Raw genomic sequence first — 24,974 nt, forward strand, 5'->3', positions numbered from 1 at the left:
CGTCCCGGGCCGGGCATGCCGCGCCCCGAGCAGCGCCAGCATGGCCACGATGCCGCCCTCGCCGCGGTTGTCGGCGCGCAGGATCAGCACCGCGTATTTCAGCGACACGATCAGGATCAGCGACCACAGGATCAGCGACACCGCGCCGGTGGCCGCCGCCGGCACCGCGGCGCCGCCCGCCGTCGCCGCCTTCACCGCCTCCTTGAACGCGTAGAGCGGGCTCGTGCCGATGTCGCCGTACACCACGCCCAGCGCGCCGAGCATCAGCGCCGCCCCGGGGCCGTGCCGGACCGCGCCGGGCTTGCGCGCGACCGGCGCGGCCGGAAGATCGACCGCCGGGGCAGCCGCGGAATGCAGGGCTTGGCTCACGGGCAGGTCCGATCGGTCGCTTCGCTGTTGCGCGAAACCCTAGCGCGTCAGTCGCGCGGCGATAGACTCCGGATTTCTCCGATGCGACCACGACGAAGACTTGTCACTCGAACGTGATGACAGTGGAACGACGGTGCCGGTGGACCCCGCCGATCAGGCCGCGTCGAGGCCCAGATCGATGATCGCCGCCGAGTGGGTGATCCAGCCGCAGGAGATCAGGTCGACGCCTGATGCCGCCACCGCCCCCACCGTCTCGCGGGTGATCCGACCGGAGGCCTCGGAGAGCGCGCGGCCGTCGATCATCGCCACCGCGCGGGTGAGCTGATCGGGGCCCATATTGTCGAGGAGCACGGCGTCGATCCCGACCGCGAGCGCCTCCGCCAGCTGCTCCAGGCTGTCGACCTCGCACTCGATCTTCACGAGATGGCCGGCCCTGGCCCGGGCCCGCGCGATCGCCGGGACGATGCCGCCGGCCACCGCCACGTGGTTGTCCTTGATCAGCACCGCGTCGTCGAGGCCGAACCGGTGATTCGAGCCGCCGCCGGCCCGCACCGCGTGCTTCTCCAGGGCGCGCAGGCCCGGCGTGGTCTTGCGGGTGCAGACGATCGAGGCCTTGCCGTGCGGGCGGGCCGCCTCGACGAGGCCGTGGGTTGCGGTGGCGACGCCCGACATGCGGCAGAGCAGGTTGAGCGCGACGCGCTCGGCGGTGAGGATCGCCCGGGCCGGGCCTTCGAGGCGCAGCACCACGTCGCCCGGAGCGACGCGCGCGCCGTCGCCGCGCTCGACCGTGACGGTCACGGCCGGGTCCACCAGCGCGAACGCGATGGCGGCGGCGTCGGTGCCCGAGATGACGCCGTCCTGGCGGGAGGCGATCACGCCGCGCATGTGCACACCCGGGGGTACGATGGCGTCGGTGGTGATGTCGCCGGCCCGGCCGAGATCCTCAAGCAGGGCGGCGCGCACCACCGGCTCCACCAAGAGCCGCGGCAGGTGCAGGATCTCGTCGGAGAGGACCGATCGGGTCATGGCGTCAGGGCCTCCTCGGCGGCCGCCCGGCCGCGCTCCGCCGCCCGGAGATCGGCCAGCGTCGTCTCGGTGTGGGTCGCGGCGCCGAGATGCGGATGGTCGCTGCGCCAGTGGGCGCCGCGGCTTTCCCGGCGCTCCAGCGCGCCATGGGCGATCAGCAGCGCCACCAGCGCCGCGTCGCAGGTTTCCGCCGCGGGCGCCAGGGCGCCCACCGCTCCGGCCAGACCGGCCGCGTCGCGCACGACGCCGACTTGGCGCTCCATCAAGGTGCGGATCACCGGCAGGTCGCCGGCGGCGCGGACGGAAATGACCTGGGGCATGATGGCGGCCGGCGGCGGCGCGTCGAGCCCTTCGGCGATGAAGCGGGCGTAGGCGAGGCCCTCCAGCAGGGAGTTGCTGGCGAGACGGTTGGCGCCGTGCAGGCCCGTGGAGGCGACCTCGCCGCAGGCGTAGAGGCCCGGCACCGAGGTGGCGCCGTGCCCGTCCACCTTCACGCCGCCCATGTGGTAGTGCGCCGCCGGGCGGACCGGGATCGGCTCCACGGCCGGGTCGATGCCGGCCGCGGCGCAGAGGCCCGCCACCGTCGGGAAGCGCGTCGGCATCGCGGCGCCGAGCGTGCCGCGGGCGTCGAGATAGACCCTGCGGCCCCGCTGCAGCGCCTGGAAGATACCGCGGGCGACGACGTCGCGCGGAGCGAGATCGCCGCCCGCGATGCCGGCCATCACGGGGGCGCCGGTCTCGTCGATCAGCCGGGCGCCCTCCCCGCGCAGGGCTTCGGTCGCGAGCGGCATCGGGTCGGCGCCGGCCGCGATGGCGGTCGGGTGGAACTGCACGAACTCCATGTCGCGCAGGACCGCACCGGCCCGGGCGGCGAGGGCCAGCCCGCGGCCGACCGCGCCCGGCGGGTTGGTGGTCGCCGCGTAGAGGGCGCCGACGCCCCCGGTGGCCAGCACCACGGCGCGGGCCGGGATGCGGAACAGGGCGCCGTCGCGCTCGGCGACGATGCCGGCTACCGCGCCGTTCGTGTCGCGGAGCAGGTCGCAGGCGCGCGCCGTGACGATCTCGACGGAGGGTGCGGCCAGCACGGCCCGCACCAGCCCTTCGAGGACCCGCGCCCCGGTGGCGTCGCCACCGGAGCGGACGATGCGGCGGCGGCCGTGCGCGGCCTCCAGCCCCAGGGCGAGCGCGGCATCGCCGGTCCGATCGAACGGCACGCCGATCCGCACCAGCCAGTCGATCAACCCGGGGCCTTCCTGCGCGACCCGGAGCGCCACGTCCGGCTCGGTCAGCCCGGCGCCGGCCGCTTCCGTGTCGGCCGCGTGCAACGCGGCCGCGTCGTCGGCGCCCACCGTGGCGGCGATGCCGCCCTGTGCCCAGCCGGTGGCGGTGCCGGAGCCGAGAAGCGATGCGGTGACGAGCGTCACCGGGCGAGGCGCGAGGCGCAGCGCGACGCTGAGACCCGCGACGCCACCGCCGACCACGACGACGCGGTCGGCGGTGTTGGGGGAGAACGCGTTCATCGCGTCCGCACCTGGAGCATGCGCTCCACCGCAGCGCGGGCCCGGTCGGCAAGCGCCGGATCAACGGTGACCTCGTGGGTCATCGTCTCCAGGGCGCGGCGGATGTTGCCTAAGCTCATCCGCTTCATGTGCGGGCACATGTTGCAGGGCTTGATGAACTCGATATCGGGGTTCTGCGCCGCGATGTTGTCGGCCATGGAGCATTCGGTGACGAGCACCACCTGCTTCGGCCGCTTCTGGACCACGAAATCCATCATCATCGCGGTGGAGCCGGAGAAGTCCGATTCCGCCACCACGTCCGGCGGGCATTCCGGGTGCGCGATCACGGTCACGCCGGGATAGCTCTCGCGGACGTCGCGGATGTCGGCGGGGGTGAAGCGCTCGTGCACCTCGCAGTGCCCGGCCCAGGTCAGGATCTCGACCTCCGGGATCTCGGCCTGGACGTTCTGCGCCAGGAACTCGTCCGGGATCATCAGCACACGGGGGGCGTTCAGCGACTTCACCACCGCGACGGCGTTGCCGGATGTGCAGCACAGGTCCGACTCGGCCTTCACGGCCGCCGAGGTGTTCACGTAGGTCACGATCGGCACGCCCGGGTACTTGGCCCGCAAGCCGCGCACGTCCGCGGCGGTGATCGAATCGGCCAGCGAGCAGCCCGCGCCCATGTCGGGAATCAGCACGGTCTTGGCCGGGTTCAGGAGCTTGGCGGTCTCGGCCATGAAGTGGACGCCCGCCAGCACGATCACGTCGGCATCGACCGTCACCGCCTCGCGGGCCAGCGCGAGGCTATCGCCGACGATGTCGGCCACCGTGTGGAAGATCTCGGGCGCCTGATAGTTATGTGCCAGGATCACGGCGTTGCGCTCGCGCTTCAGGCGCAGGATCGCCTCGATGTCGGGGGCCAGGGCGGGCCATTCGATCGCCGGCACGTGCCGGCTGACACGGGCATAGAGATCGGGCAGCGGCAGCCCCGGGATGGGCCTGCGCGAGACGGGGGCAATGGTCGCCGTCATGGCGTCCTCCATTATGCTCAGTTTGAGCATTGTGCCGTCTAACTTATGGGGGCCCGGGGCGGCTGTCCAGATATGCTAGGTGTGAGCATAAATCTTTTGCGGCGCGATGTTATGCTGCGCTGCCGAAGGCGAATCCCGTCAGCAGAAGGTCGCGGGGTCGGGCCCGATCCGGCCGTCGGTCCGGTTCAGGCAGGCAATCCGCTCCATGTCGTCCGCTCCGAGTTCGAAATCGAACAGCGCACTGTTCTCAAGGATGCGTTCGGGACGTGCGGTCTTGGGGATCGCAACGCAGCCGATCTGAACCTGCCAGCGCAGCACCACCTGGGCCGGCGTCCGTCCGTGCGCCTTCGCGATCGCGAGAATGACCGGGTCGTTCAGCTCCTTGCCCTGCCCCAGCGGACTCCAAGACTCGGTCACGATTCCGTGACGCGCATGGTCGGCGCGCGGATCCACGCGCTGGAAGCGCGGGTGGAGCTCGATCTGGTTCACCGCGGGCGCGACGCCGGTCTCGCCGATCAACGTGGCGATGTGTTCAGGAGTGAAGTTCGAGACGCCGATCGACTTGGCCCGGCCTTCCTCGCGGAGCTGGATCAACGCCTTCCAGGTCTCGACGAACAGGCGCCGCTGCGGGCACGGCCAGTGGATCAGGTAGAGGTCGACATACGGCAGGCCGAGCCGCTTCAGGCTCTCGTCGAAGGCCCGCCGCGCCTCGTCGCGCCCCTGGCGATCATTCCAGAGTTTGGTGGTGAGGAAGATCTCTTCCCGCCCTACCCCGCCGTCACGGATGCCGCGGCCGACGCCCGCCTCGTTGCCGTAGGCGGCCGCGGTGTCGATCAGGCGGTAGCCCGCCTGAAGCGCCCGACCGACAAGGTCCGGCGCCTGCGCGTCCGAGAGCTGCCAGCAGCCGTAGCCGATCTGCGGGATGCGGCGCGCATCGTTGAGCGGGAGTGTCGGGGCGGCGACGGCCATAGGGCGAGGTTCCGGTGACGGTGTCCGATCAACCCAAACGCTCGCAGCGCGACCCGTTCCGGAACATCCCGTCATTGCGAGCGCAGCGAGGCGATCCCGGGCGACGCCGCGCTCACGGTTGCCGGGCTGCGCTGGACCACGATGCTTGATCGGGCTCGCAGGGCGGGCGACGTCTGCCCGGAGGCTTCAGCGGAAACCGGGATGAGGCGTCATCCCGGGCTCGCCCGCAATACCTCGAAATAGCGGCGGTGATCGCACCCGAGGTGCGTCAACACCGTACACATCCAGTCCCTCCTGCGTCGGCTCAAGGCCCGCGGGCGGCAAGCGACCCCTGCCCGCACCACGGTATGCCTGGGGAAGGGGCGGCGCACCGGCCTGGGATGCGCCGCCCCGATCGTGATCGGCCAGCCGATCAGTTCAACGTCGCGTGGACCGGCCGGCGCTCGGTGCCGACCGTGACGTCGCCGATCATCAGGCCCATCGGACCCACGCGGACCGGCACCGTCTCCCCGTCGTGGACCCTGCCGGACAGCACCAGCTCGGCCAGCGGATCCTGGACGTTTTTCTGGATCACCCGCTTCAGCGGCCGCGCCCCGTAGGCCGGGTCGTAGCCCTTGTCGGCGAGCCAGCTCTTGGCGTCCTCATCCACCGTGAGATTGATCTTGCGATCGTCCAGGAGCTTCTGCAGCCGCCCGAGCTGGATCTCGACGATCGCCCCCATCTCCGACCGCGCGAGGCGATGGAACAGGATGATCTCGTCGACCCGGTTCAGGAATTCCGGCCGGAAGTGACCCCGCACCACGCCCATGACCTCGTCGCGGACCGCGTCGGTATCCTGGCCCGCGGGCTGGTTCACCAGATACTCGGACCCGAGATTCGAGGTCATGATCAGCAGGGTGTTGCGGAAGTCGACCGTCCGCCCCTGGCCGTCGGTGAGCCGCCCGTCGTCGAGAACCTGCAGCAGGACGTTGAACACGTCCGGATGCGCCTTCTCGACCTCGTCGAACAGCACGACCTGATAGGGCCGGCGCCGCACGGCCTCGGTGAGGGCGCCGCCCTCCTCGTAGCCGACATAGCCCGGAGGCGCGCCGATCAGCCGGGCGACCGCGTGCTTCTCCATGTACTCGGACATGTCGATGCGCACCAGCGCCGTGTCGTCGTCGAACAGGAAGCCGGCCAGAGCCTTGGTCAGCTCGGTCTTGCCCACCCCCGTCGGCCCGAGGAACATGAACGAGCCGATCGGCCGGTTCGGATCCTGCAGCCCGGCGCGGGCGCGCCGGACCGCAGTCGAGACCGCCTCGACCGCCTCGCGCTGGCCGACAACGCGCTTGGCGAGCGCCTCCTCCATGGCCAGTAGCTTCTCGCGCTCGCCCTCCAGCATCTTGTCCACCGGCACGCCGGTCCAGCGGGAGACCACCCCGGCGACGTGGGCCGGGGTGACCGCCTCCTCCATCATGGCGTCGCGGCCAGTCTCCGACTTCGCTTCGATCTCGGCGAGCTGCTTCTCCAGACCGGGTATGACTCCGTAGGCGAGCTCCCCCGCGCGCTGGTACTGGCCCTGGCGCTGCGCCGCCGCGAGGTCGTTGCGGGCCTCGTCGAGCTTCTTCTTGAGGCCGGCGGCGGTGCCGAGCTTGTCCTTCTCGGCCTTCCAGCGGGCGGTGATCGCCGCCGAGCGCTCCTCCAGGTCGCCGAGTTCCTTCTCCAGCCGGACCAGCCGGTCGCGGGAGGCGGAATCGGTCTCCTTCTTGAGGGCCTCGGCCTCGATCTTCAGCCGGACGATCTCGCGGTCGACGTTGTCGAGTTCCTCGGGCTTGGAATCGACCTGCATGCGCAGGCGCGAGCCGGCCTCGTCAACGAGGTCGATCGCCTTGTCGGGCAGGAACCGGTCGGTGATGTAGCGGTTCGACAGCGTCGCGGCCGCCACCAGGGCCGCATCCTGGATGCGCACGCCGTGGTGCTGCTCGTACTTCTCCTTCAATCCGCGCAGGATCGAGACCGTGTCCTCCACGGTCGGCTCCGACACGAAGACCGGCTGGAAGCGCCGGGCGAGCGCCGCGTCCTTCTCGACGTGCTTGCGGTACTCGTCCAGCGTGGTCGCGCCGACGCAATGCAGCTCGCCGCGGGCGAGCGCCGGCTTCAGCAGGTTCGAGGCGTCCATCGCCCCGTCGGCCTTCCCGGCGCCGACCAGCGTGTGCATCTCGTCGATGAACAGGATGATCCCGCCCTCGGCCGCCGTGACCTCGGAGAGCACGCCCTTCAGCCGCTCCTCGAACTCGCCGCGATACTTCGCGCCGGCGATCAGCGCGCCCATGTCGAGGGCGAGCAGGCTCTTGTCGCGCAGGCTCTCGGGCACGTCGCCGTTGACGATGCGCAGGGCCAGACCCTCGACGATCGCGGTCTTGCCGACGCCGGGTTCGCCGATGAGGACCGGGTTGTTCTTGGTGCGCCGGGACAGGACCTGGATGGTCCGCCGGATCTCCTCGTCGCGGCCGATCACCGGGTCGAGCTTGCCCTCCCGGGCGGCCTCGGTGAGGTCGCGGGCGTACTTCTTGAGCGCGTCGTAGGCGTTCTCGGCCGAGGCGTTGTCGGCGGTGCGGCCCTTGCGCAGCGCGTTGATGGCGGCGTTCAGCGAGGCGGGGGTGACGCCCGCCGCCTGGAGCGACCGGCCGGCCTCGGAATCCTTCTCCACCGCCAGGGCGAGGAGCAGCCGCTCCACCGTGACGTAGGAATCGCCCGCCTTCTCGGCGGCCTTCTCGGCGGTGTCGAACAGGCGCATCAGCTCGCGCGTGGCCTGCGGGGCCGCGGCGTTGCCGGAGACCTTCGGCTGCTTGGCGAGCCACTGCTCGGTCTGGGCCAGCGCCACGCGCGACTGGCCGCCGGCGCGGTCGATCAGGCCGGCGCACAGGCCCTCCGGATCGTCGAGCAGCACCTTGAGCAGGTGACCCGGCTGAAGCTGGGGATGTCCCTCGCGCGTCGCGAGGTTCTGAGCCGCCTGCACGAAGCCGCGGGCGCGCTCGGTGTACTTTTCGAAATTCATGCACAACCCTCCCGTACCGGCATCCGCCGCCCGATGAGAGGCGCGGCGCCACCGAAACGTCGCCCTCCGGCTATCCGCCGCGCGAGGACCCCGGCGCCGCTGGTGGCCGCCGGTAGACCCGATGTGGTGTTGCAAATGGGCACCACAAGGGGCCGCGAAGCTCTTGCGCGACGGATCAATTCAGGGGCACGCTTTGCGCATGACCGCATTGATTCATGTCAGCGCCCTGTACCGCTATCCCGTGAAGGGCTTGAGCCCCGAGCCCATCGATCGGGCCGACCTCGAGACCAGCGGCTTCTTCCCGGGCGACCGGCTCTACGCCATCGAGAACGGCCCCTCGGGCTTCAACGCCGTGGCGTACCGGCATCAGCCGAAGACCAAGTACCTGATGCTCATGCGCGACGAGGCGCTCGCCCGCCTGCGCACTCGCTACGACGACGCCACGGCGACGCTCACCGTGGACGGGCACGGCGAGCCTCAGGCCTTTCGCCTTGACACCGAGGCCGGCCGCGAGGGACTGGCCGACCTGATGCGGCGGTTCGTCCCCGAGAGCCTGCGGGGGGACCCGAAGGTGCTCGCCGCCCCGCCGCAGCACCGGTTCACGGATTCGCCGACCGGCTACGTGTCGCTGATCAACCGGGCGAGCGTGGCGGCGGTCGAGGATTATCTCGGCGCGCCCGTGGATCCACTGCGGTTCCGCGGCAACCTGCTGGTCGAGGGGCTCGCGCCCTTCGCCGAGTTGGAGATGGTCGGGCAGGTCGTCGAGGCGCCGAGCGGGCTGCGGCTCAAGATCACCAAGCGTACGGTGCGTTGCGCGGCCACCAACGTCGATCCGGTGAGCGGCGTGCGGGACTGCGACATCCCTTGGACCCTGGATGCCCGGCTCGGCCACCGGGACCTCGGCGTCTACGCCGAGGTGATCGCCGGCGGCGCGCTGGCGAGGGGCGACGCGTTGCGGGTGGTCGGGTGATCGATCAGGGCGATCTGTCGAACCCGATCCCGTCTTCCTGAAGCGCGCACCGGCGGGCCTTCATGCTGCCCTCCAGGATGGCGCGACATCCGGCGGCCTCCTTCGAGGCCTCCGCCGCGTTCGGCCTCTCCGGATGAGGGAGAGACTCTGTTCGCCCGTCGTAACGGCCCTCAGAGCCGCGACACGTAGGCTGCCAGATCCTTGATGTCGGCCTCGCTCAGCCCCTGCGCGACCTCGTTCATCGCCGGATCGTAGCCGGGCCGGGCGTTCGACTTGTAGCCGGCGAGCGCCTTGGCAAGGTACTCCTCCCGCTGCGCCCGGATCCGCGGGATCGCGTCGCGGCCGGCAAGGTCGGAGCCGTGGCAGGAAGTGCACTGGTGCTTGGCGACGAGTGCCTGAGCCCGGTCGGCCAGGGCTGGATCGGCGGGCGTTCCGCTCCGGCTCGGTGGCGGCAGCGTCGCCACCGCGTCGGCATAGGCCCGCAGGTCGTCGTCGGAGAAACCGGCGGCGACGTCGTTCATGGGGGGCGCCTCGCGCTGCTTCTCCCGGAACTGGAAGAGCTGCGTGACCACGTAGTCCGGGAGCTGACCGCCGAGGGAGGGCACCCCCTCGGTTTCGGAGGTGCCGTTTCCGTGGCAGCCGATGCAGGGCGCGAGGCGCTCCTGCATCGCCGCATCGGGCGCGGCGAGCGCCGCGCCGGCCACCAGCGTGCCGAGGGCGGTCGCCGGACCCCGGATCGCCCGCTGAATCCCGCCCATCACTTGCCGTAGCTGACGCGGTAGATCGCGCCGTTGTAGTCGTCCGAGACGAGGAGCGATCCGTCCTTCGCGACGAGGACATCGACCGGACGGCCGACATACTTGTTGTCCTGGAGGAAGCCGGTCAGGAACGGCTCGACCGCGGCGACTCTGCCGTCCGAACCGGGCTTGGCCATGACCACGTCGCCGCCGAGCTTGGTGGTGCGGTTCCAGGAGCCGTGCCGGGCGACGAAGATCGCGTCCCGGTACGCATCCGGGAACTGCGTGCCGGTGTAGAACCGCAGGCCGAGCGAGGCCGTGTGCGCGCCCAGGAGCGCCGCCGGCGCCGTGAATTCCGAGCAGGAATGGCCCCAGCCGTATTCGGGATCGGTGAAGGTGCCCTGGTGGCAGAACGGGTAGCCGAAATGCTGCTTACCCGGCTCGGTGATGACGTTCAGCTCGTCGTTCGGGATGTCCTCCGACACCCAATCGCGGCCGTTGTCGGTGAACCAGAGCTGCTTGGTCTTCGGGTTCCAGTCGAAGCCGACCGTGTTGCGCACGCCGCGGGCGATGACTTCGGCGTTCTTGCCGTCGAGGTCCATGCGCCGGATCTGCGCGTGGGTATCCGGCGGAACCAGGATGTTGCCGGGCGCGCCGATCGGCACGTAGAGCTTGTTGTCCGGCCCGATGGCGATGAACTTCCAGCCGTGCGCCTCGTCCTTGGGAAGGTCGTCGTAGACCAGGACCGGCTTCGCCGCGCCGTCGAGGTGGTTGGCGATGTCGTCGTAGCGCCAGATCTTCGAGAGTTCGGCGACGTAGAGGGCGCCGTCGTGGAACGCAACGCCGTTCGGCCGGTGGAGGCCCGTCGCGATGGTCTTGACCTCGCGCTTCCCGTCCTGGCCCGCCTGGGGCAGCACGGCGTAGACCTTGCCGACCGTGCGGGTACCGACGAACAGCGTCCCGTCCGGCGCCTGGGTCATCTCGCGGGCATTGGCGAGGCCGCTGGCATAGACCTCGACGTGGAAGCCCTCCGGCACCTTGAGCTTGTCCAGCGGCAGCTTGGCGACCGGCGTCGCGAGCGGCGGCCCCGCAACGGGCGCGAGCTTCGCGGCCGCGCCGCCCTCCGGACGGCCGTACAGGGCATCGCCGCGTTCGACCGCCTTCACGCTCGCCGGCGGCGCGGCGGAGGCGGGCGTCTCCTGCGCGTGCGCGGCGTATGATCCTGCGGCGCCCAAGCCAAGACAGGCCAGGGCAGCGGCGAGGGAACGGGTCGCGGTCGGCTTGCGGATCGACGTCATGATGTCTCCCGATGCGGTCGGCTTCTCGGCCCACCGCTTTTGCTGAACTCTTTATTCAACGATCTGTCCGACGACGCGACCCGTCGCATGGAAACGCGCGCGACAGCTCGATGCCGACGTAACCCGGCGCGGGATCGTGGCAGCCTGAGGGACCCTGTCGCTCCCGGACCGGCGGACCGGATCGGCGATCCCGGCGGTTCCAGGCCGTGCAGCCGACGGTGCTCCGGAATCGCGGATCTGGCCCGGTTGTCTCCGGCGGTCCTCAGATCAGCCGGCACGCGATGCACGCCCTCGCCTTGCGTTTTGCCGAACGATCTCCGAAAACGCCCCCCGTCCGGGAAGCTTAGGCTTGGCCGGGGATCACGGCCGCGGGCCGGATCCCGGCCGATACGGCGTTCCGATCCGGTTCGAGGACACGGTTCGATGATCGATTACGCGCAGGCGCGGCGGATGATGGTCGACTGCCAGTTGCGGACCTTCGACGTGAACGACAACTCGGTGCTCGATGCCTTCGACACCGTCGCGCGCGAGGCGTTCGTGCCGAAGGGCCGTGAGGCCTTCGCGTATATCGACCAGACCTTGAACCTCGGCGATGCGACCGGCGAGACTCGCTGCATGCCGGCCCCGATGGTGTTGGCGCGGATGATCCAGGCCCTCCGGATCCGCCCGGGCGTGACCGCGCTCGATGTTGCCAGCGGCACTGGCTACGCGACGGAAATCATGACGCGGCTCGGCGCGCAGGTCACCGCCCTCGAATCGGTGCCGGATCTCGCCGCAGAGGCCCGCGCCCGCCTCGGCGCCACGGCCCAGGTTGCGGAGGGTCCGATCGCCTCCGGCGCGCCCGATCGGGCTCCCTTCGACGTGATCCTGATCAATGGTCGCGTCGAGGTTCGGCCGCAGACCCTCCTGGACCAGCTCAAGGACGAAGGCCGTCTCGTGTGCGTGATGGGTCCCCATCGCAACGCCAAGGTGACGCTGTTCGTGCGCGCCGGCGACGCCTTCGGGGCCCGTCCGCTGTTCGACGCCTCGCTGCCCGGTCTGGAGGCCTTCGCGGCGGAAGCCGGCTTCGCGTTCTGAGGACCGGCCCCGCTCAACTCAGGCGGTAATCGGTCATGCGGGCGCGTCGGGCACTCCGGCGGTAGGCCATCACCGAGTCCGGCCACAGGGTCGTGTTGCGCCCGCTCGCGTCCAGGTACCAGCTGCGGCAGCCGCCGGCCTGCCAGATGCTGTCGGCCATCCGGCTGCGGATCCGGTCGAGGAAGCGCGTCTGCGCCTCCGGGCGGACTTCGATGGCCCGCCTGCCGGTGCGCAGGGCTGTCAGGCAGTCGAGCACGTGCTGCACCTGGATCTCGATCATCGACACGACCGAGTTGTGGCCGAGACCTGAATTCGGCCCGAGCAGCATGAAGTAGTTCGGAAAGCCGGCGACCGAGATGCCCTGATAGGCGCCCATGCCGTCGGACCACGCATCCTTCAGCCGCAGGCCGTCGCGGCCGACGAGGTTCATCCGCGTGAAAGTTCCGGTGACGTCGAAGCCGGTGGCGTAGACGATCACGTCGAGATCGTGGATCCGGCCGGCTTCCGTGGTGAGGCCGGCCTCGGTGATCCGGGCGATGCCGTCCGTCTCCAGGGTGACGTTCGGGCGCTGGAGCGTCGGGTAATACTCGTCCGAGATCAGGACGCGCTTGCAGCCGAGCCGGTAGTCGGGCGTGAGCTTCGCCCGCAGGTCCTTGTCGCGCACGGCCTTAGCGAGATGCCGGCGGGCGAGCGCCTCGGCCTGCCCGGTGAGCTTCGAGACCTTGGTGAAGCCCAGGAAGGCGCGGACCTCGTGGAGCCAGAACAACCGGGCCCGTTCGAGCCGCCGGACCAGCGGCAGGCGCCGGTAGCGCGACCGCGTGATCTCAGGAATGGCGTGGTCGTGCTTGGGCATGATCCAGGGCGGCGTGCGCTGGAACAGCGTCAGGTGGGCGGCGACCTTGGCGAGCTCCGGGACCACTTGGATCGCGCTCGCCCCCGTGCCGATGATGCCGACGCGCTTGCCCGCGAGGTCGACGGAATGGTCCCAGGCCGCCGTGTGGAAGGCCGGGCCCTTGAAGGCGCCGCGGCCCGGAATATCCGGGTAGGCCGGGTGGTGCAGGCCGCCCATGCCGGAGACGATCGCGCGCGTCAGGATCGGCCCGCGGTCGGTCTTCACCCGCCAGAGGGCACGCGCCTCGTCCCAGGCCGCACCCATGAACGTCGTCCCGAGCCGGATCAGCGGCAGCAGCCCGTTTCGTTCGGCGGTCTCCCGCAGGTAGGCCAGGATTTCCGGCTGCGGGGCGTACATCCGGCTCCAGTCGGCCTTCGGAGCGAAGGACAGGGAGTAGAGGTGCGAGGGGATGTCGCAGGCCGCTCCCGGATAGGTGTTGTCGTGCCACGTGCCGCCGAGGCCGTCGCCCTTCTCGATCACCTGAAACGGCCCGATCCCGGCCTGCCGGCACCGGATCGCCATCGCGAGGCCGGAGAAGCCGGCGCCGACGATCAGGACAGCGAGCGGTGCGGAAGCGGGCTCTGTCATCGCACGGGGCTCCCGGTGGGTGCATGGGGTGTCGGCGCGTGCGCGTTCAGGAACGCGGCGGCCTCGTCGAGGGAGGCGCGGGCCTCCGGCAGCATGCCGGCCGCGAACTGCCACGCGTGCGAGACGACGGGAAAGACTTTCAGCGACGTCTCGACACCCGCTGCCCGCGCCCGTTCCGCCATTCGGACGGAATCGTCGCGGAGGACCTCGCGCTCGCCGACATGGAACAGCAGCGGGGGAAAACCGGTGAGATCGCCGTGGACCGGCGAGATCCGCGGATCAGCCGGATCGGCATCGCCGAGATACATCGACCGGATCGCCGTGAGCGCCTTCGGATCGAACATCGCGTCCCGCCACGCGTTCGTGACGCGCGATCCGTCCTCGGAGATGAAATCGGTCGCGGGCGAGAACAGGGCGGCGGCCCAGGGCATCGGCAGGTCCAGGGCGCGGGCCTCGCCCATCAGCACCAGAGCAAGGTTCCCGCCCGCCGATTCGCCCGCCACGCAGGCGGCGCCCTCGGCGCTGAAGGCGCGCCAGACGGCCACGGCATCCTCAACCGCCGCCGGGAACGGATGCTCGGGGGCGAGGCGGTAGTCAGGGGCGAAGATCGTGAAACCGCGGTTCGCCAGGGCTCCCGTCACCGGCCGGTGCGTGCGCGACGAGCAGGCGATGAAGCCACCGCCGTGGATGTACAGCATCCGCCGGCCGTGTCCGGCCTTTGGCCGGACCCACTCGCCGCGCACGCCTCCGACGATGCCCGCCTCGTAGGTGACGCCCTTCGGATCCGGGAAGGTCGGCGCCTCGAAGATCCGGCGGAAGGCGGCGACATCGCGCGCGCGCGCGAGAGGGCCGCGGACCCGGTTCCGGATCATGTAGGCGCCGATATAGGCGCGCAGGCTGGCCATTTCAGAGCGTCCCGCCGGAGAGCCGCACGATCGCGCTCCAGTAGCCGGCCGGCATCAAGCGCTGGATCAGTGCCCCGTTCCGGGCGTCCTTGCCGATGACGAGGCGCGGCGCACGGACCTCGATGCCGCGGATGATCGCGGCCACGGCGTCGGCAGGGGCCAGCGTCAGGAGCTTGCCGAAGGCCTCCCGGGCCTTCTCGTCCTCGACGGCGGCGCGCTGGGCGGCCTCGGGATCGGTCGGAGGACGCCGGCCGCGGGCGTTGCGCGAGATGGCGGTGGCGACGCCGCCGGGATGGACCACCGTGACCCCGAGCCCGGTGCCGGCATATTCGTGCCGCAGAGCCTCCGAGAAACCCCGCACGCCGAACTTGCTCGTGCAGTAGGCCACCTGTCCGGGCGGCGCGATCAGCCCGAACAGGCTCGACAGGTTGACGATCTGCGCCGCGGACCGTGTACGCAGCATCGGCAGGAACGCGTGGCACATCCGCACGACGGCGCGCAGGTTGATGTCCAGCAACCACTCGAAGTCTTCGAGATCCGTCTCGTCGAAGCGGCCGCCGAGGGCGACGCCCGCGTTGTTGATCAGGACGTCGACGTGGCCGAACCGGTCCGCCGCCCAGGCCGGAAGCGCGCGGATCGCCTCCGCATCCGCGAGATCGACGATTCGGGTCTCGATTGCAGCGCCGCTCTGCCGGGCCTTGGCGGCGACCGCCTCGAGGCCGACGGCGTCCCGATCCACCAGCAGGAGTCGGCAGCCCCGGGTCGCGAGGCCTTCCGCCAGGGCGGCGCCGATGCCGCTTGCGGCGCCGGTGATCAGCGCGACCGCGCCGGCGAGCTGAAATTTCTGCGCCACGTCGCGCCTCCCGAGTGGCAAGTTGGTGCGGACCCAGTCGCCTGGGATAGCCCCGGCATCGCGGATTGTCTAGGGTGAACACCCTAGACGAGGTTTGACACGATGGCGCGCGGCCGCAGGCCTGCAACACCGACGGAATGCGAGAGCCCGCCCGGCCGCGCCGCGCCGCGCACGCGCAACCGGATCCTGACGGTGAGCCTGGCCCTGTTCAACACCCGCGGGCTGGGACGGGTGACGACAGCCGAGATCGCCGCCGCTGCGGGGATCCGCGAAGGCAATCTGCAGTACCACTTTCCGCGCAAGAGCAACTTGGTGGAAGCGATGTTCGCGTCTTTCGAGGTCGAGGCGATCGCAGTTGCCGGCCGGCTGCCGGCGGATCCGGCCGCGCTCCTCGCCTACCAGCGCGCATGGTTCGATCTGATCTGGCGCTATCGCTGCGTCTATCGCGACGGCATAGCCATGGTGGAGATCGCTCCGGCGCTCCGCCCGCGGATCCACGTCCTACGGGCCGAGACCCAGGCGCTGGCCCGCGGCGTCTTCGAGGCGGCCGTGCGGGCGGGGCGGCTGCGGATCGGCCCGGAGGCCCTGGGGCGACTCATCGACAATGCCTGGATCGTGTCCAGTCACTGGATGAGCCATCGCCTTCAGGGCGGAGCCGCACTGACCGAGGCCGACCGCGACTGGGGTTTCGCGCAGGTCCGTGATCTCTTCGCCCCTTATCTGGTCGCACGCGACTCGGATTGACGCGGTCTGGCCCGGACTTTCCATAGGTCGAGGGCACCCTCCAAGCCGAAGGACGTGATGCTCGACCGCCTAGTCCATGCCGGCCTCAGCCTCCTTCTGCTCCTCGCCGTCGCGGTGCTGTTCTCCACGAACCGGCGGGCGATCCGCCCCCGTCTCGTGCTCACCGCGCTGGCGCTGCAGGTGGGGCTCGGCGCCCTGATCCTGTTCCTGCCGGCCGGGCAGGCGGGATTGTCGGCGACGGCCGACGTCGTCGTGACCGTGCTGTCCTACGGCGACCGCGGCACCGCCTTCCTGTTCGGGGGGCTCGTGGAGCCGAAGATGTTCGAGCTGTTCGGTGGCTCGGGCTTCATCCTGGCGCTGCGGGTGCTGCCGCAGATCCTCTACGTCTCCGCGCTGATCGGCGTATTCTACCACCTGGGCCTGATGCAGGCGCTCGCCCGGGGGCTCGGCGCGGTGCTGCGGCGGATCCTCGGCACGTCGCCGATCGAGTCGTTCTCGGCGGTGATCACGATCGCCATCGGCCAGAGCGAGATCGCCGTCGCCCTGCGCCCGTTCCTCGCCCGCCTGACGGGGGCCGAGCTGTTCGCCGTGATGTCGAGCGGCGCCGCGTCCACCGCCGGGTCGATCCTGGCCGGCTACGCGGCGCTGGGCGTGCCGATGACCTACCTGCTCGCCGCCTCCGTGATGGCGGTGCCGGGCGGCCTGCTCTACGCCAAGATCCTGATGCCCTCGACCGAGCCGACGCGGATCATCACCACCCGGGTCGAGTTTGGGGAGGTGCGGGCGGCCAACATCATCGAGGCGGCCGCCGACGGCACGCAGAAGGGCCTGATCGTAGCGGTCTCGGTCGGCGCCATGCTGATCGCCTTCGTCGGGCTGATCGCACTCGCGGACGGTGTCTTCGGCTATCTCGGCAACGCGATCGGCTACCCCGCCGCGTCGTTCGAGGGCGTGCTCGGCTGGGCGCTCGCGCCCCTGGCTTGGCTGTTCGGCGTGCCGTGGGAGAACGCGACCCTGGTGGGCGGGGCGATCGGCCAGAAACTCGTGTTCAACGAGTTCCTGGCCTACGCCAACCTGTCCCCGACGCTGAAGGCCGGCACCCTCGATCCGCGAACGCAGGCGATCCTCTGCTTCGCGCTCTGCGGATTCGCCAACTTCGCCTCGATCGCAATCCAGCTCGCGAGCTTCTCCAGTCTCGTGCCGGAGCGGCGGTCGGAAGTCGCCCGCTACGGAGTGCGGGCGATCCTGGCGGGAACACTCTCGAACCTGACGAGCGCGGTGATCGCGGGCCTGTTCGTGGCGTGAGGTATCGGGCAGGCGGTATGGTCGCGTCGGCCGCCTGCGCGCTGTCCGCCAAGTCCGTGTCCGCTCGTCCGGCAGGCGGTGCGCGCCTGCACGCGGATCAACGGTTCAGGTTTTTGAACGGAGCGTCAAACCGGGATGTGACGGCACGGACGGGGATTCGGGTGATCGAATCGCGGCCGAAGATCGATGCCCCGCGGAACCCAGACCGCCCTACGGCGGCGCCCGCGGCGGGTCCGGAAACCGGTGTCGCACGCGGCGCCATCTCGAGCACCAGGCTCGATCTCGGACCGCAAGTTTTCGGCGCGCCCTTCCGGGTCAGAGACGTGCGGGGCGACCACATCGGTCCGACAGTCAGGGTTCCGTCCCGGAACACGCGCATAAAAAAAGCGCCGCTTCGAATGAAGCGGCGCCGCGAAACGTCCTGTCGGAGACTTAGTTGAAGGTGTCGATCTCAGCCGACTCGTAGCTGGTGACTTCCATGCCGACGCAGATCTCGGACACGATCGGGGCAGACCAAGCCATGATATTCTCCACTTAAGGTTTAAAGGTTGAGAACGAAGTCGCTAAGGCCGAGGAGCGATGCGCGCCGCGGCCCGGTGGCGACTCAGTTGAAGGTGTCGATCTCGGCCGACTCGTAGCTGGTGACTTCCATGCCGACGCAGATCTCGGACACGATCGGGGCAGACCAAGCCATGGCGTCTCTCCTCGCTGTTGCTGGACGTCATATAGGCAATATCTTGGACGCAATACAAGCGAGCACAACACTTATATTTCTCATAGGGAGCCCCGCGCGAAAGCCGGAGAAAGCCCTGGTGCGGCCGTGCGACACCGGGCGCGGACCGGTCCGGCAAGGCCCCGGAAAGCCCCCGGTAGGAACGCTTTCGGCTTGACGGACAATCCACGCGGGCGCACGACGCACCCGCGCGTCGCCGTCCTCGGCGTCGCCGCCCCCTTTCAGCAGCGACCAGCGAAGCGACGTGCCCGACCGATCGTGCCTGCCGTGCCCGGCCACGCGCCGTCATCCCGCCTGAGCCGCTGAGAGGCCTGGCCGCGGGGCGACCGACGCGGCGGCCGGCCACGGCCTTGACCAGGAAGACCGGCGGCACGTCGCCTCGTAACTTACGAGGCGAGGCCATGAACGAGATCGCGCCCTTCGATACGCGAGTCGATCCCTCGGTACTGGCCGCGCGCCTCTCGGATGAGCGCGCTCCCGACATCGTCGAGGCCCTGAACGAGGAAGCCCCGGAGGTCGCCGCCGCCATCCTGCTCGGACTGCCGATGGAGCGGGCGGTCGAGGTGCTCGACCAGCCCGAACTCGACTGCGCCGCCGACATCATCGAGATGCTGCCCCGCGACCGGGTGGCGGGCTACCTGTCGGGCATGTCGGCCGACAGGGTCACGGACGTGTTCCGCGAGATCGAGGAACCGGGCCGCTCCGACCTGCGCGCCCGACTCGACGCCGAGACCCGCGGCGCCGTCGACCGGCTCTCGGCCTACGGCGAGGAGACGGTGGGCTCGCTGATGACCACCGAATTCGTCACCGTGCCGGGCACCTGGACGGTAGGCCAGACCCTCGAACACATCCGGCACGTCGAGAAGACCCGCGAGACCATCTACGCGATCTTCGTGCTCGACCCGCGCACCCGCGCGCTCACCAAGGCGGTGCCTCTGCGGCGGCTGATCTCGGGGGATCCGAGTGACAACGTCCTCAGCGTCGCCCCGGGCCGGCGGCCGCTCGCCGTCTCGCCCACCGCGAGCCGCGAGGAGGCGGCCCGGCTGATCTCCAAGTACGACCTCCTGGCCCTGCCGGTGGTCGACGCGGTCGGCCACGTGATCGGCATCGTCACGGTCGACGACATGATCGACGCGATGATCGAGAAGCAGACGCAGGACGTGCAGCGGTTCGGCGGCATGGAGGCGCTGCCCGAGCCCTACATGGATATCGGCTTCTTCACGATGATCCGGAAGCGGGCCGGCTGGCTGTGCGCGCTGTTCCTGTCGGAGATGCTCACCGCCTCGGCCATGCAGGGCTTCGAGGGGGAGCTGGAGAAGGCGATCGTCCTGACGCTGTTCATCCCGCTGATCATGAGTTCGGGCGGCAATTCCGGCTCGCAGGCGACCTCGCTGCTGATCCGGGCCCTTGCCCTACACCAGATCCGCCTGCGCGACTGGTGGCGGGTTGCGCTGCGGGAGCTGCCCACCGGCATCGTCCTCGGCGGCATCCTCGGCGTGATCGCGGTCGTCCGGATCGTCGCGTGGCAGAAGTTCGGTCTCTACGATTACGGCGAGCACTGGCCGCTGGTCGCAGCGACGGTGGGCGCGGCGCTCGTCGGGATCGTGACCTTCGGCTCGCTCGCCGGCTCGATGCTGCCCTTCCTGCTCCAGCGGATCGGCTTCGATCCGGCCACCGCCTCCGCGCCGTTCGTGGCGACGCTGGTCGATGTCACCGGGCTCGTCATCTACTTCTCGGTGGCGCTGCTGATCCTGCGCGGGACCCTGCTGTAGGGATGTCCGTCGCAGCGCGGGCGCGCGCTCCCGTTGCAGCCGTACGCCGCCCGGGTTGGCCGCCGGCGCTGATGGCGCAGCGCGGGTCGATACGCCGGGGCAGCCGATCGCCGTTGCCGGGAGGATGGTGTCGTCCGTGCCACGCCTTCACCGGAGAAACCCGGCCTCAGCCCGCCACCGCCGCTGCCAATCGCTTCCGCTGCACCTTGCCGTTCGCCGTACGCGGGAGGGCGTCGAGGAAACGGATCTCGCGCGGGCGCTTGTAGGCGGCGAGCCGATCGGCGCACCACGCGAGCAGGGCCGCCGCGTCGGGCTCGGCATCGGGCTGCAGCACCACGAAGCCGCAGATGACCGAAACATCCGCCCGCACCGGCAACTCCGCGACGCCGACCTCCGCCACGGAGGGATGGGCCGACAGGACCACCTCCACCTCGTTGGGCGACACGCGGTAGCCCATGGCCTTCATCAGGTCGTTGTTGCGGCCCGCGAACCAGAGGTAGCCGTCATCGTCGAGCCGGGCGAGGTCGCCGCCCGTGAACCAGTCGCCCCGCATCACCTCCGCCTCCTCCTCGGGGCGATTCCAGTAGCCGAGCATCAGCGCCGGCTCCGAACGGTGGACGGCGAGCAGGCCGGTCTCGCCGGAGGCGAGCGGCACGGGCTCGCCCTCCCTCGGCAGGATCGCCACCCGCCGGCCGAGCTGCGGCTTGCCGGGCGAGCCGGGTCGTACCGGGACGGTCGGGCCGCTGGAGATGTAGGTCGAGATCTCGCTCATCCCGAGCGCCTCGTAGAGGGGCTTGCCGGTGGCCTGCGTCCAGGCGTCGAGCAGTTCCACCGGGAGCGGTTCGCCGGCTGTGCAGCCGTGGCGTAGGCTCGACAGGTCGTGCGCGCTGAGATCGCCGTATTTGAGAATCTGGCGGTAGAGCGTCGGGACGGCGGCGAACAGGGTGGCGCGGTACTGCGCGATCAGGCGCGGCCAGACGGCGGGATCGCGCGGACCGTTGTAGAGCACCGCGGTGGCGCCCACGGACCAGGGGTCGCTCAGGCCCACACCCAGCGTGTAGGTCCAGTTCATGGTTCCGGCATGCAGCATCACGTCGGCTTCAGTGAGCCCGAGCCAGTGGTCGAGCATCGGCCGCCGGCCGTAGGCGGCGCGGTGGGCGTGGAGCACGCCCTTCGGCCGGCTGGTCGTGCCGGATGTGTAGATCAGCATCGCCGGATCGTCGGCGGCGGTATCGGCGTAGTCGGGCAGCTTCGGGCCGGCCTTCAGGGCGGCGATCGCGGCGGCATCGAGGAGCAGGCGGCCGTCCAGAGCCTCGGGCGCGACGGTGCAGCCGCCTCCGACCACCACGGCGGCCGCACCGGAATTCTCCAGCAGGAACGCCGCCTCGTCCTCGGTGAGGAGCGGCGAGGACGGGAGGGCCACGAGCCCGGCAGCCAGTGCGCCGAAATAGACGAGGACGTAATCGGCCTCGTTGCCCATCCGGATCATCACCCGGTCGCCGGGCTTGAGTCCAAGACCGAGCAGGCCCGCCGCGATGGCGCGCACCGAACGCTCGACCGTGCCGAAGCTGAGGCTGTCTTCCGTGCCGTCCCCGACCAGGATCAGGGCGGTCTTGTCGGGACGCAGACGCGCGTTCTCGGCGAGACAATACCGCGCGGCGTTGAAGCGCGCGGGCGGACGGCGGTCTTCGGACAGGCTCTCGGGCACCGGGCGCTCCCCCGCGTTCGGGCTTTTGGCCGGGTGTCCCGCCTGGGCGTGTTTCCGTCAACCTTCGACGTCTGGCCAGCGCGCGGCGAGCCCCGTGTCGGGTCCGGGGTCGCCTTCCGCGGGCGCTGCACGCGTCGGCACGAGGGGCCGGCGTCCCATCCTGCGCCGCCTGCCCCGGACGGGTGGAGCGATCCGGGACCTCGCGCAGAACGCGCGGCGTGAAGCGGCTCCGGATCTACGTCCGCCGCTGGGCCTGCGCCTCCTGCTCCTCGAACCCCTTCAGCATCTTGTCGAGCGTCAGCGGGTACTCGCGGACCCGGATCCCGGTGGCGTTGTGGATGGCATTGGCGAGGGCGGCGCCGGCCCCGCAGATGCCGAGCTCGCCGAGACCCTTGCTCTTGAGCGGGTTCGCCTTGTCGTCGAGTTCCGGCAGGAACACCGCGTCGATCTCCGGAAGGTCGGCGTGGACCGGCACATGGTACTCGGCCATGTCGTGGTTGACGAAGTAGCTGTAGCGGGGATCGACCACCGCATCCTCCATCAGCGCCGCGCCGACCCCGAAGGTCATGCCGCCGATCGCTTGGCTGCGGGCGGTCTTGGCATTGAGGATGCGCCCGCCGGTGAAGACCCCGAGCATCCGCCGCAGCCGAATCTCGCCGGTATCGGCATCGACGCCGACCTCCGCGAAGTGGGCGCCGTAGGAATACTGCGAGAACTTCTGCTTCATCTCGCCGGGCTTGATCTCGCCGGAGGCCTCCAGCCCGGACTTGGCGAGGTCGGTGAGCGCCTCCGTGCGGTTGCCGGACGTGACCGCGCCGTCGCGGAATACGGCACCGTCCGGGTTGAGATCGCCGGCCTTGAGCAGGGCCTGGCGGAGGTTGTCGCAGGCGACGTACAGCGCCGAGCCCGCCGAGGCGGCACCGAACGAGCCGCCCGAGCCCGCCGCGAAGGGAAAGTCGGTATCGCCCAACTCGACCCGCACGCGCTCGGGCGGCAGCCCCAGCATCTCGCCGGCGATCTGGGTGAGGATCGTGTACGTGCCGGTGCCGGGATCGGTCATGGCCATCCGCACCACCAGCACGCCGTCCGGTCCGAGCCGCACCTTCGCGGAGGACGGCATCAGCGGGTTGAGGCGGGCGGCGGCCGACATGCCCAGTCCGACGAGCCAATTGCCTTCGCGGCGGCTGCCCGCCGCCTGCCGCTTGTCCCAGCCGAACAGGCGGGCGCCCTCGCGCATGCAGGGGACGAGCTGGCGGGTTGAGAACGGCACCTTCTTCTCGGGATCCTCGGCCGGCTCGTTGCGCACCCGCAGCTCGATCGGGTCGACCTTCAGCTGCTCGGCGAGCTCGTCCATGGCGCACTCGAAGGCGAGCTGGCCGACAGCCTCGCCGGGGGCGCGCATCGCCGAGGCGATCGGCATGTTGAGGTTCACGAGCCGGTGGCGGGTCACCCGGTTCTGGGCCGCGTAGAGCGAGCGGGTGACGTTGGCGGAGGTCTCGAAGAAGCCGTCGCCCTCGGCGGTGTCGGACCACGATTCGTGGCTGATCGCCGACAGGCGCCCGTTCTGGTCGGCGCCCAGCCGGATCCGCTGGATCGTGTCGGTGCGGTGGGTGGCGATGTGGAATTCCTGCTGCCGGGTCAGCGCCACCTTGACGGGCCGTCGGATGACTTTCGAGGCCAAGATCGCCAGCGTCGCCTCCGGCTGGACCTGCAGCTTCGAACCGAAACCGCCGCCGATATAGGGGCTGACGATCCGGACCTTCTCGGGCGGCAGCTTCAGCACGGAACCCAGCGCCTTCTGGCCCCGGTTCGGCATCTGATTGGACGTGTGCAGCACGACGCCGTCACCCTCCCACGACGCGATGGTGGCGTGCGGCTCCATCTGCGTGTGGATCTGGTTCGGCGTGACGTATTCCACGTCGAGCTTCACCGGCGCGGACGCGAAGGCCGCATCGAAGTCGCCGAGCTTGGAATCCGGCGGCGAGTTGACCGGCTTCGGCTCGTAGGCCGCCGCGAGGTTGTCCTTGAGGAGGCCCTTGGGCTTGCTCGCATCGTACTGGACCTTGACCAGCATGGCGGCCGCCCGGGCCTGCTCGAAGGTCTCGGCCACCACGAAGGCGACGGGCTGCCCGTAGAACCGAACGTCCCGGCCCTGGAGTTGCGGCGTGACCTGCTCCTTCTTCTCGCCCTGCTTCGGCACGTTCTCGTGGGTCAGGACCAGGATCGTGCCCGGCGCCTTGCGGGCGGCCTCGGCGTCGATCGACCGGATCGTGCCGGACGCGATGGTCGCCGGCACGATGAAGCCGTAGGCCGGGTCCTTCAGCGCCCGGATCTCGTAGGCGTAGGGCGCGTGACCCGTGACCTTGAGCTTGCCCTCGACCCGGCTCAGCGGCTTGCCGACAAGACCGTCGGGACGGTCGTCGAGCGGGGTCCGGCCGATCGGCTGGTTCATTTCCATGGGAATGGTCCTTGCCGAGATTCTACGCGCGGGTCGCCTGCGCCACGACGGCGCGCAGGGTCCGCCGGGTCAGCGGGATCTTGAAGTCGTTGCTGCCGTAACCGCGGGCGCCCTTCAGCACGGCGTCGGCGGCGGCATCCGCCGAGCCGGTCTGCACGAGGGCGGCCTCGGCCTCGGCGACCCGCCACGGCTTGTGCGCCAACCCGCCGAAGGCGAGCCGCGCCGCGCCGGGTCGGCCGTTCTCGCCGCCCACGATCACGGCCGCCACCGACACGGTCGCGAAGGCGTAGGAGGCTCGGTCGCGGACCTTGCGGTAGATGTGCATCCCCGCCACGGGCTTCGGCAGCGTCACGGCGGTGATGATCTCACCCTTGCGGAGATCCGTCTCGATCTGCGGCGTGTCGCCGGGGAGCCGGTGGAAGTCAGCGATCGGGATGGCGCGCAGCTGCCCGTCCGGATTCATGGTCTCGACGGTGGCGTCGAGCGCCCGCATGGCCACCGCCATGTCGGACGGATTGGTGGCGATGCAGGACTCGCTCGCGCCGACCACCGCCATGATGCGGTTGAACCCGCCGATCGCCGAGCAGCCGGAGCCGGGCTCGCGCTTGTTGCAGGGCATGGCCGTGTCGTAGAAATAGTAGCAGCGCGTCCGCTGAAGCAGGTTCCCGGCGGTGGTCGCCTTGTTGCGCAGCTGGCCCGATGCGCCGGCCAGCAGCGCCTTCGCCAACACGGCGTAGTCCTTCCGGACCCGCGTGTCCGCGGCGAGGTCGGAGTTGCGCACCAGCGCGCCGACGCGCAGGCCGCCCTCCGGCGTGGCCTCGACGGTGTTCAACGGCAACCGATTGACGTCGATCAGGGTCGCCGGTGTCTCGACCTGAAGCTTCATCAGGTCGAGGAGGTTGGTGCCGCCCGCGATGAACTTGGCATTCGGCCGCTCGGCCGCGAGCTTGGCGGCGTCCTGAACCGTAGCCGGACGTTCGTAGGTGAAAGCCTTCATGTC

Annotated in this window: 21 protein-coding genes; 5 read left to right on the plus strand and 16 right to left on the minus strand. The window is 70.2% G+C overall.

Annotation, left to right across the window (positions count from 1 at the left end):
* From MKK82_RS11370 to clpB, 6 genes are all read right to left on the minus strand, one after another.
* Positions 1-264, minus strand: a 264-nt coding sequence (locus MKK82_RS11370) for a KUP/HAK/KT family potassium transporter (RefSeq protein WP_243985769.1), incomplete at its 3' end; no start/stop codon positions are given.
* A gap of 258 nt (positions 265-522) precedes the next feature.
* Positions 523-1,395 (minus strand): carboxylating nicotinate-nucleotide diphosphorylase, encoded by an 873-nt coding sequence (nadC, locus tag MKK82_RS11375; RefSeq protein ID WP_238291689.1) that lies wholly within the window; start codon positions 1,393-1,395, stop codon positions 523-525.
* Positions 1,392-2,915, minus strand: a complete 1,524-nt coding sequence (locus MKK82_RS11380) for an L-aspartate oxidase (protein ID WP_238291688.1) — start codon at positions 2,913-2,915, stop codon at positions 1,392-1,394. The genes nadC and MKK82_RS11380 overlap by 4 nt, the downstream gene beginning before the upstream one ends.
* Positions 2,912-3,928: a quinolinate synthase NadA gene (gene nadA / locus MKK82_RS11385; protein ID WP_238291687.1), complete on the minus strand. Its 1,017-nt coding sequence runs from the start codon at positions 3,926-3,928 to the stop codon at positions 2,912-2,914. Before nadA ends, MKK82_RS11380 begins: the two co-directional genes overlap by 4 nt.
* A 138-nt stretch (positions 3,929-4,066) precedes the next feature.
* Complete coding sequence (locus MKK82_RS11390) at positions 4,067-4,897, minus strand: aldo/keto reductase (RefSeq protein ID WP_238291686.1); 831 nt, start codon at positions 4,895-4,897, stop codon at positions 4,067-4,069.
* A 412-nt stretch (positions 4,898-5,309) separates the two neighbouring features.
* On the minus strand, positions 5,310-7,934 hold the full coding sequence (gene clpB, locus MKK82_RS11395) for an ATP-dependent chaperone ClpB (protein WP_238291685.1): 2,625 nt from the start codon (positions 7,932-7,934) through the stop codon (positions 5,310-5,312).
* Between the two features lie 199 nt (positions 7,935-8,133).
* Here clpB and MKK82_RS11400 point away from each other — a divergent pair, with 199 nt between their 5' ends.
* On the plus strand, positions 8,134-8,904 hold the full coding sequence (locus MKK82_RS11400) for an MOSC domain-containing protein (protein WP_243985758.1): 771 nt from the start codon (positions 8,134-8,136) through the stop codon (positions 8,902-8,904).
* A 170-nt stretch (positions 8,905-9,074) separates the two neighbouring features.
* Here the strand turns inward: MKK82_RS11400 and MKK82_RS11405 are convergent, their stop codons facing one another.
* Together MKK82_RS11405 and MKK82_RS11410 are read right to left on the minus strand one after the other, a co-directional pair.
* On the minus strand, positions 9,075-9,662 hold the full coding sequence (locus tag MKK82_RS11405) for a c-type cytochrome (RefSeq protein ID WP_238291682.1): 588 nt from the start codon (positions 9,660-9,662) through the stop codon (positions 9,075-9,077).
* Positions 9,662-10,939 (minus strand): PQQ-dependent sugar dehydrogenase, encoded by a 1,278-nt coding sequence (locus MKK82_RS11410; protein WP_238291681.1) that lies wholly within the window; start codon positions 10,937-10,939, stop codon positions 9,662-9,664. Before MKK82_RS11410 ends, MKK82_RS11405 begins: the two co-directional genes overlap by 1 nt.
* 423 nt (positions 10,940-11,362) lie before the next feature.
* Between MKK82_RS11410 and MKK82_RS11415 the strand changes: the two genes are divergently transcribed.
* Positions 11,363-12,016: a protein-L-isoaspartate O-methyltransferase family protein gene (locus tag MKK82_RS11415; RefSeq protein WP_238291680.1), complete on the plus strand. Its 654-nt coding sequence runs from the start codon at positions 11,363-11,365 to the stop codon at positions 12,014-12,016.
* A gap of 13 nt (positions 12,017-12,029) precedes the next feature.
* Here the strand turns inward: MKK82_RS11415 and MKK82_RS11420 are convergent, their stop codons facing one another.
* From MKK82_RS11420 to MKK82_RS11430, 3 genes are read right to left on the minus strand one after another with little or no spacing between them, the layout of a single operon-like run.
* Entirely contained in the window at positions 12,030-13,496 is a 1,467-nt protein-coding gene (locus MKK82_RS11420; protein WP_238291679.1) for a flavin-containing monooxygenase, read from the minus strand.
* Entirely contained in the window at positions 13,493-14,401 is a 909-nt protein-coding gene (locus MKK82_RS11425) for an alpha/beta hydrolase (RefSeq protein WP_238291678.1), read from the minus strand. The genes MKK82_RS11420 and MKK82_RS11425 overlap by 4 nt, the downstream gene beginning before the upstream one ends.
* A gap of 1 nt (position 14,402) precedes the next feature.
* Complete coding sequence (locus MKK82_RS11430; protein WP_243985759.1) at positions 14,403-15,254, minus strand: SDR family NAD(P)-dependent oxidoreductase; 852 nt, start codon at positions 15,252-15,254, stop codon at positions 14,403-14,405.
* Between the two features lie 102 nt (positions 15,255-15,356).
* On the opposite strand from MKK82_RS11430, the gene MKK82_RS11435 reads away from it, so the two are divergent.
* Positions 15,357-15,998: a TetR/AcrR family transcriptional regulator gene (locus MKK82_RS11435; protein WP_243985760.1), complete on the plus strand. Its 642-nt coding sequence runs from the start codon at positions 15,357-15,359 to the stop codon at positions 15,996-15,998.
* 57 nt (positions 15,999-16,055) lie between these two features.
* A complete protein-coding gene (locus MKK82_RS11440; protein WP_238291675.1) occupies positions 16,056-17,303 on the plus strand; it encodes a NupC/NupG family nucleoside CNT transporter in 1,248 nt (415 codons plus the stop codon).
* A gap of 432 nt (positions 17,304-17,735) precedes the next feature.
* Here MKK82_RS11440 and pqqA (MKK82_RS11445) read toward each other — a convergent pair whose 3' ends face one another.
* The gene (pqqA, locus tag MKK82_RS11445; protein ID WP_007559223.1) at positions 17,736-17,825 is read right to left on the minus strand and encodes a pyrroloquinoline quinone precursor peptide PqqA; all 90 of its coding nucleotides are present in this window, start codon (positions 17,823-17,825) and stop codon (positions 17,736-17,738) included.
* A gap of 82 nt (positions 17,826-17,907) precedes the next feature.
* Positions 17,908-17,997: a pyrroloquinoline quinone precursor peptide PqqA gene (gene pqqA / locus MKK82_RS11450; protein ID WP_007559223.1), complete on the minus strand. Its 90-nt coding sequence runs from the start codon at positions 17,995-17,997 to the stop codon at positions 17,908-17,910.
* A 440-nt stretch (positions 17,998-18,437) separates the two neighbouring features.
* On the opposite strand from pqqA (MKK82_RS11450), the gene mgtE reads away from it, so the two are divergent.
* On the plus strand, positions 18,438-19,808 hold the full coding sequence (gene mgtE / locus MKK82_RS11455) for a magnesium transporter (RefSeq protein WP_238291674.1): 1,371 nt from the start codon (positions 18,438-18,440) through the stop codon (positions 19,806-19,808).
* A 166-nt stretch (positions 19,809-19,974) separates the two neighbouring features.
* On the opposite strand, the gene MKK82_RS11460 is transcribed toward mgtE, so the two are convergent.
* The 3 genes from MKK82_RS11460 to MKK82_RS11470 form a co-directional block, all read right to left on the minus strand.
* Positions 19,975-21,516, minus strand: coding sequence for an acyl-CoA synthetase (locus MKK82_RS11460; RefSeq protein ID WP_238291673.1), 1,542 nt, complete (start codon positions 21,514-21,516; stop codon positions 19,975-19,977).
* Positions 21,517-21,751: 235 nt separating this feature from the next.
* Positions 21,752-23,974: a xanthine dehydrogenase family protein molybdopterin-binding subunit gene (locus tag MKK82_RS11465; protein WP_243985761.1), complete on the minus strand. Its 2,223-nt coding sequence runs from the start codon at positions 23,972-23,974 to the stop codon at positions 21,752-21,754.
* Between the two features lie 22 nt (positions 23,975-23,996).
* Entirely contained in the window at positions 23,997-24,971 is a 975-nt protein-coding gene (locus MKK82_RS11470) for an FAD binding domain-containing protein (protein WP_243985763.1), read from the minus strand.
* Between the last annotated feature and the right edge of the window lie 3 nt (positions 24,972-24,974).

Origin of the sequence: Methylobacterium sp. E-046 (genome assembly GCF_022829625.1) — a bacterium.
Classification (GTDB): Bacteria; Pseudomonadota; Alphaproteobacteria; order Rhizobiales; family Beijerinckiaceae; genus Methylobacterium; species Methylobacterium longum.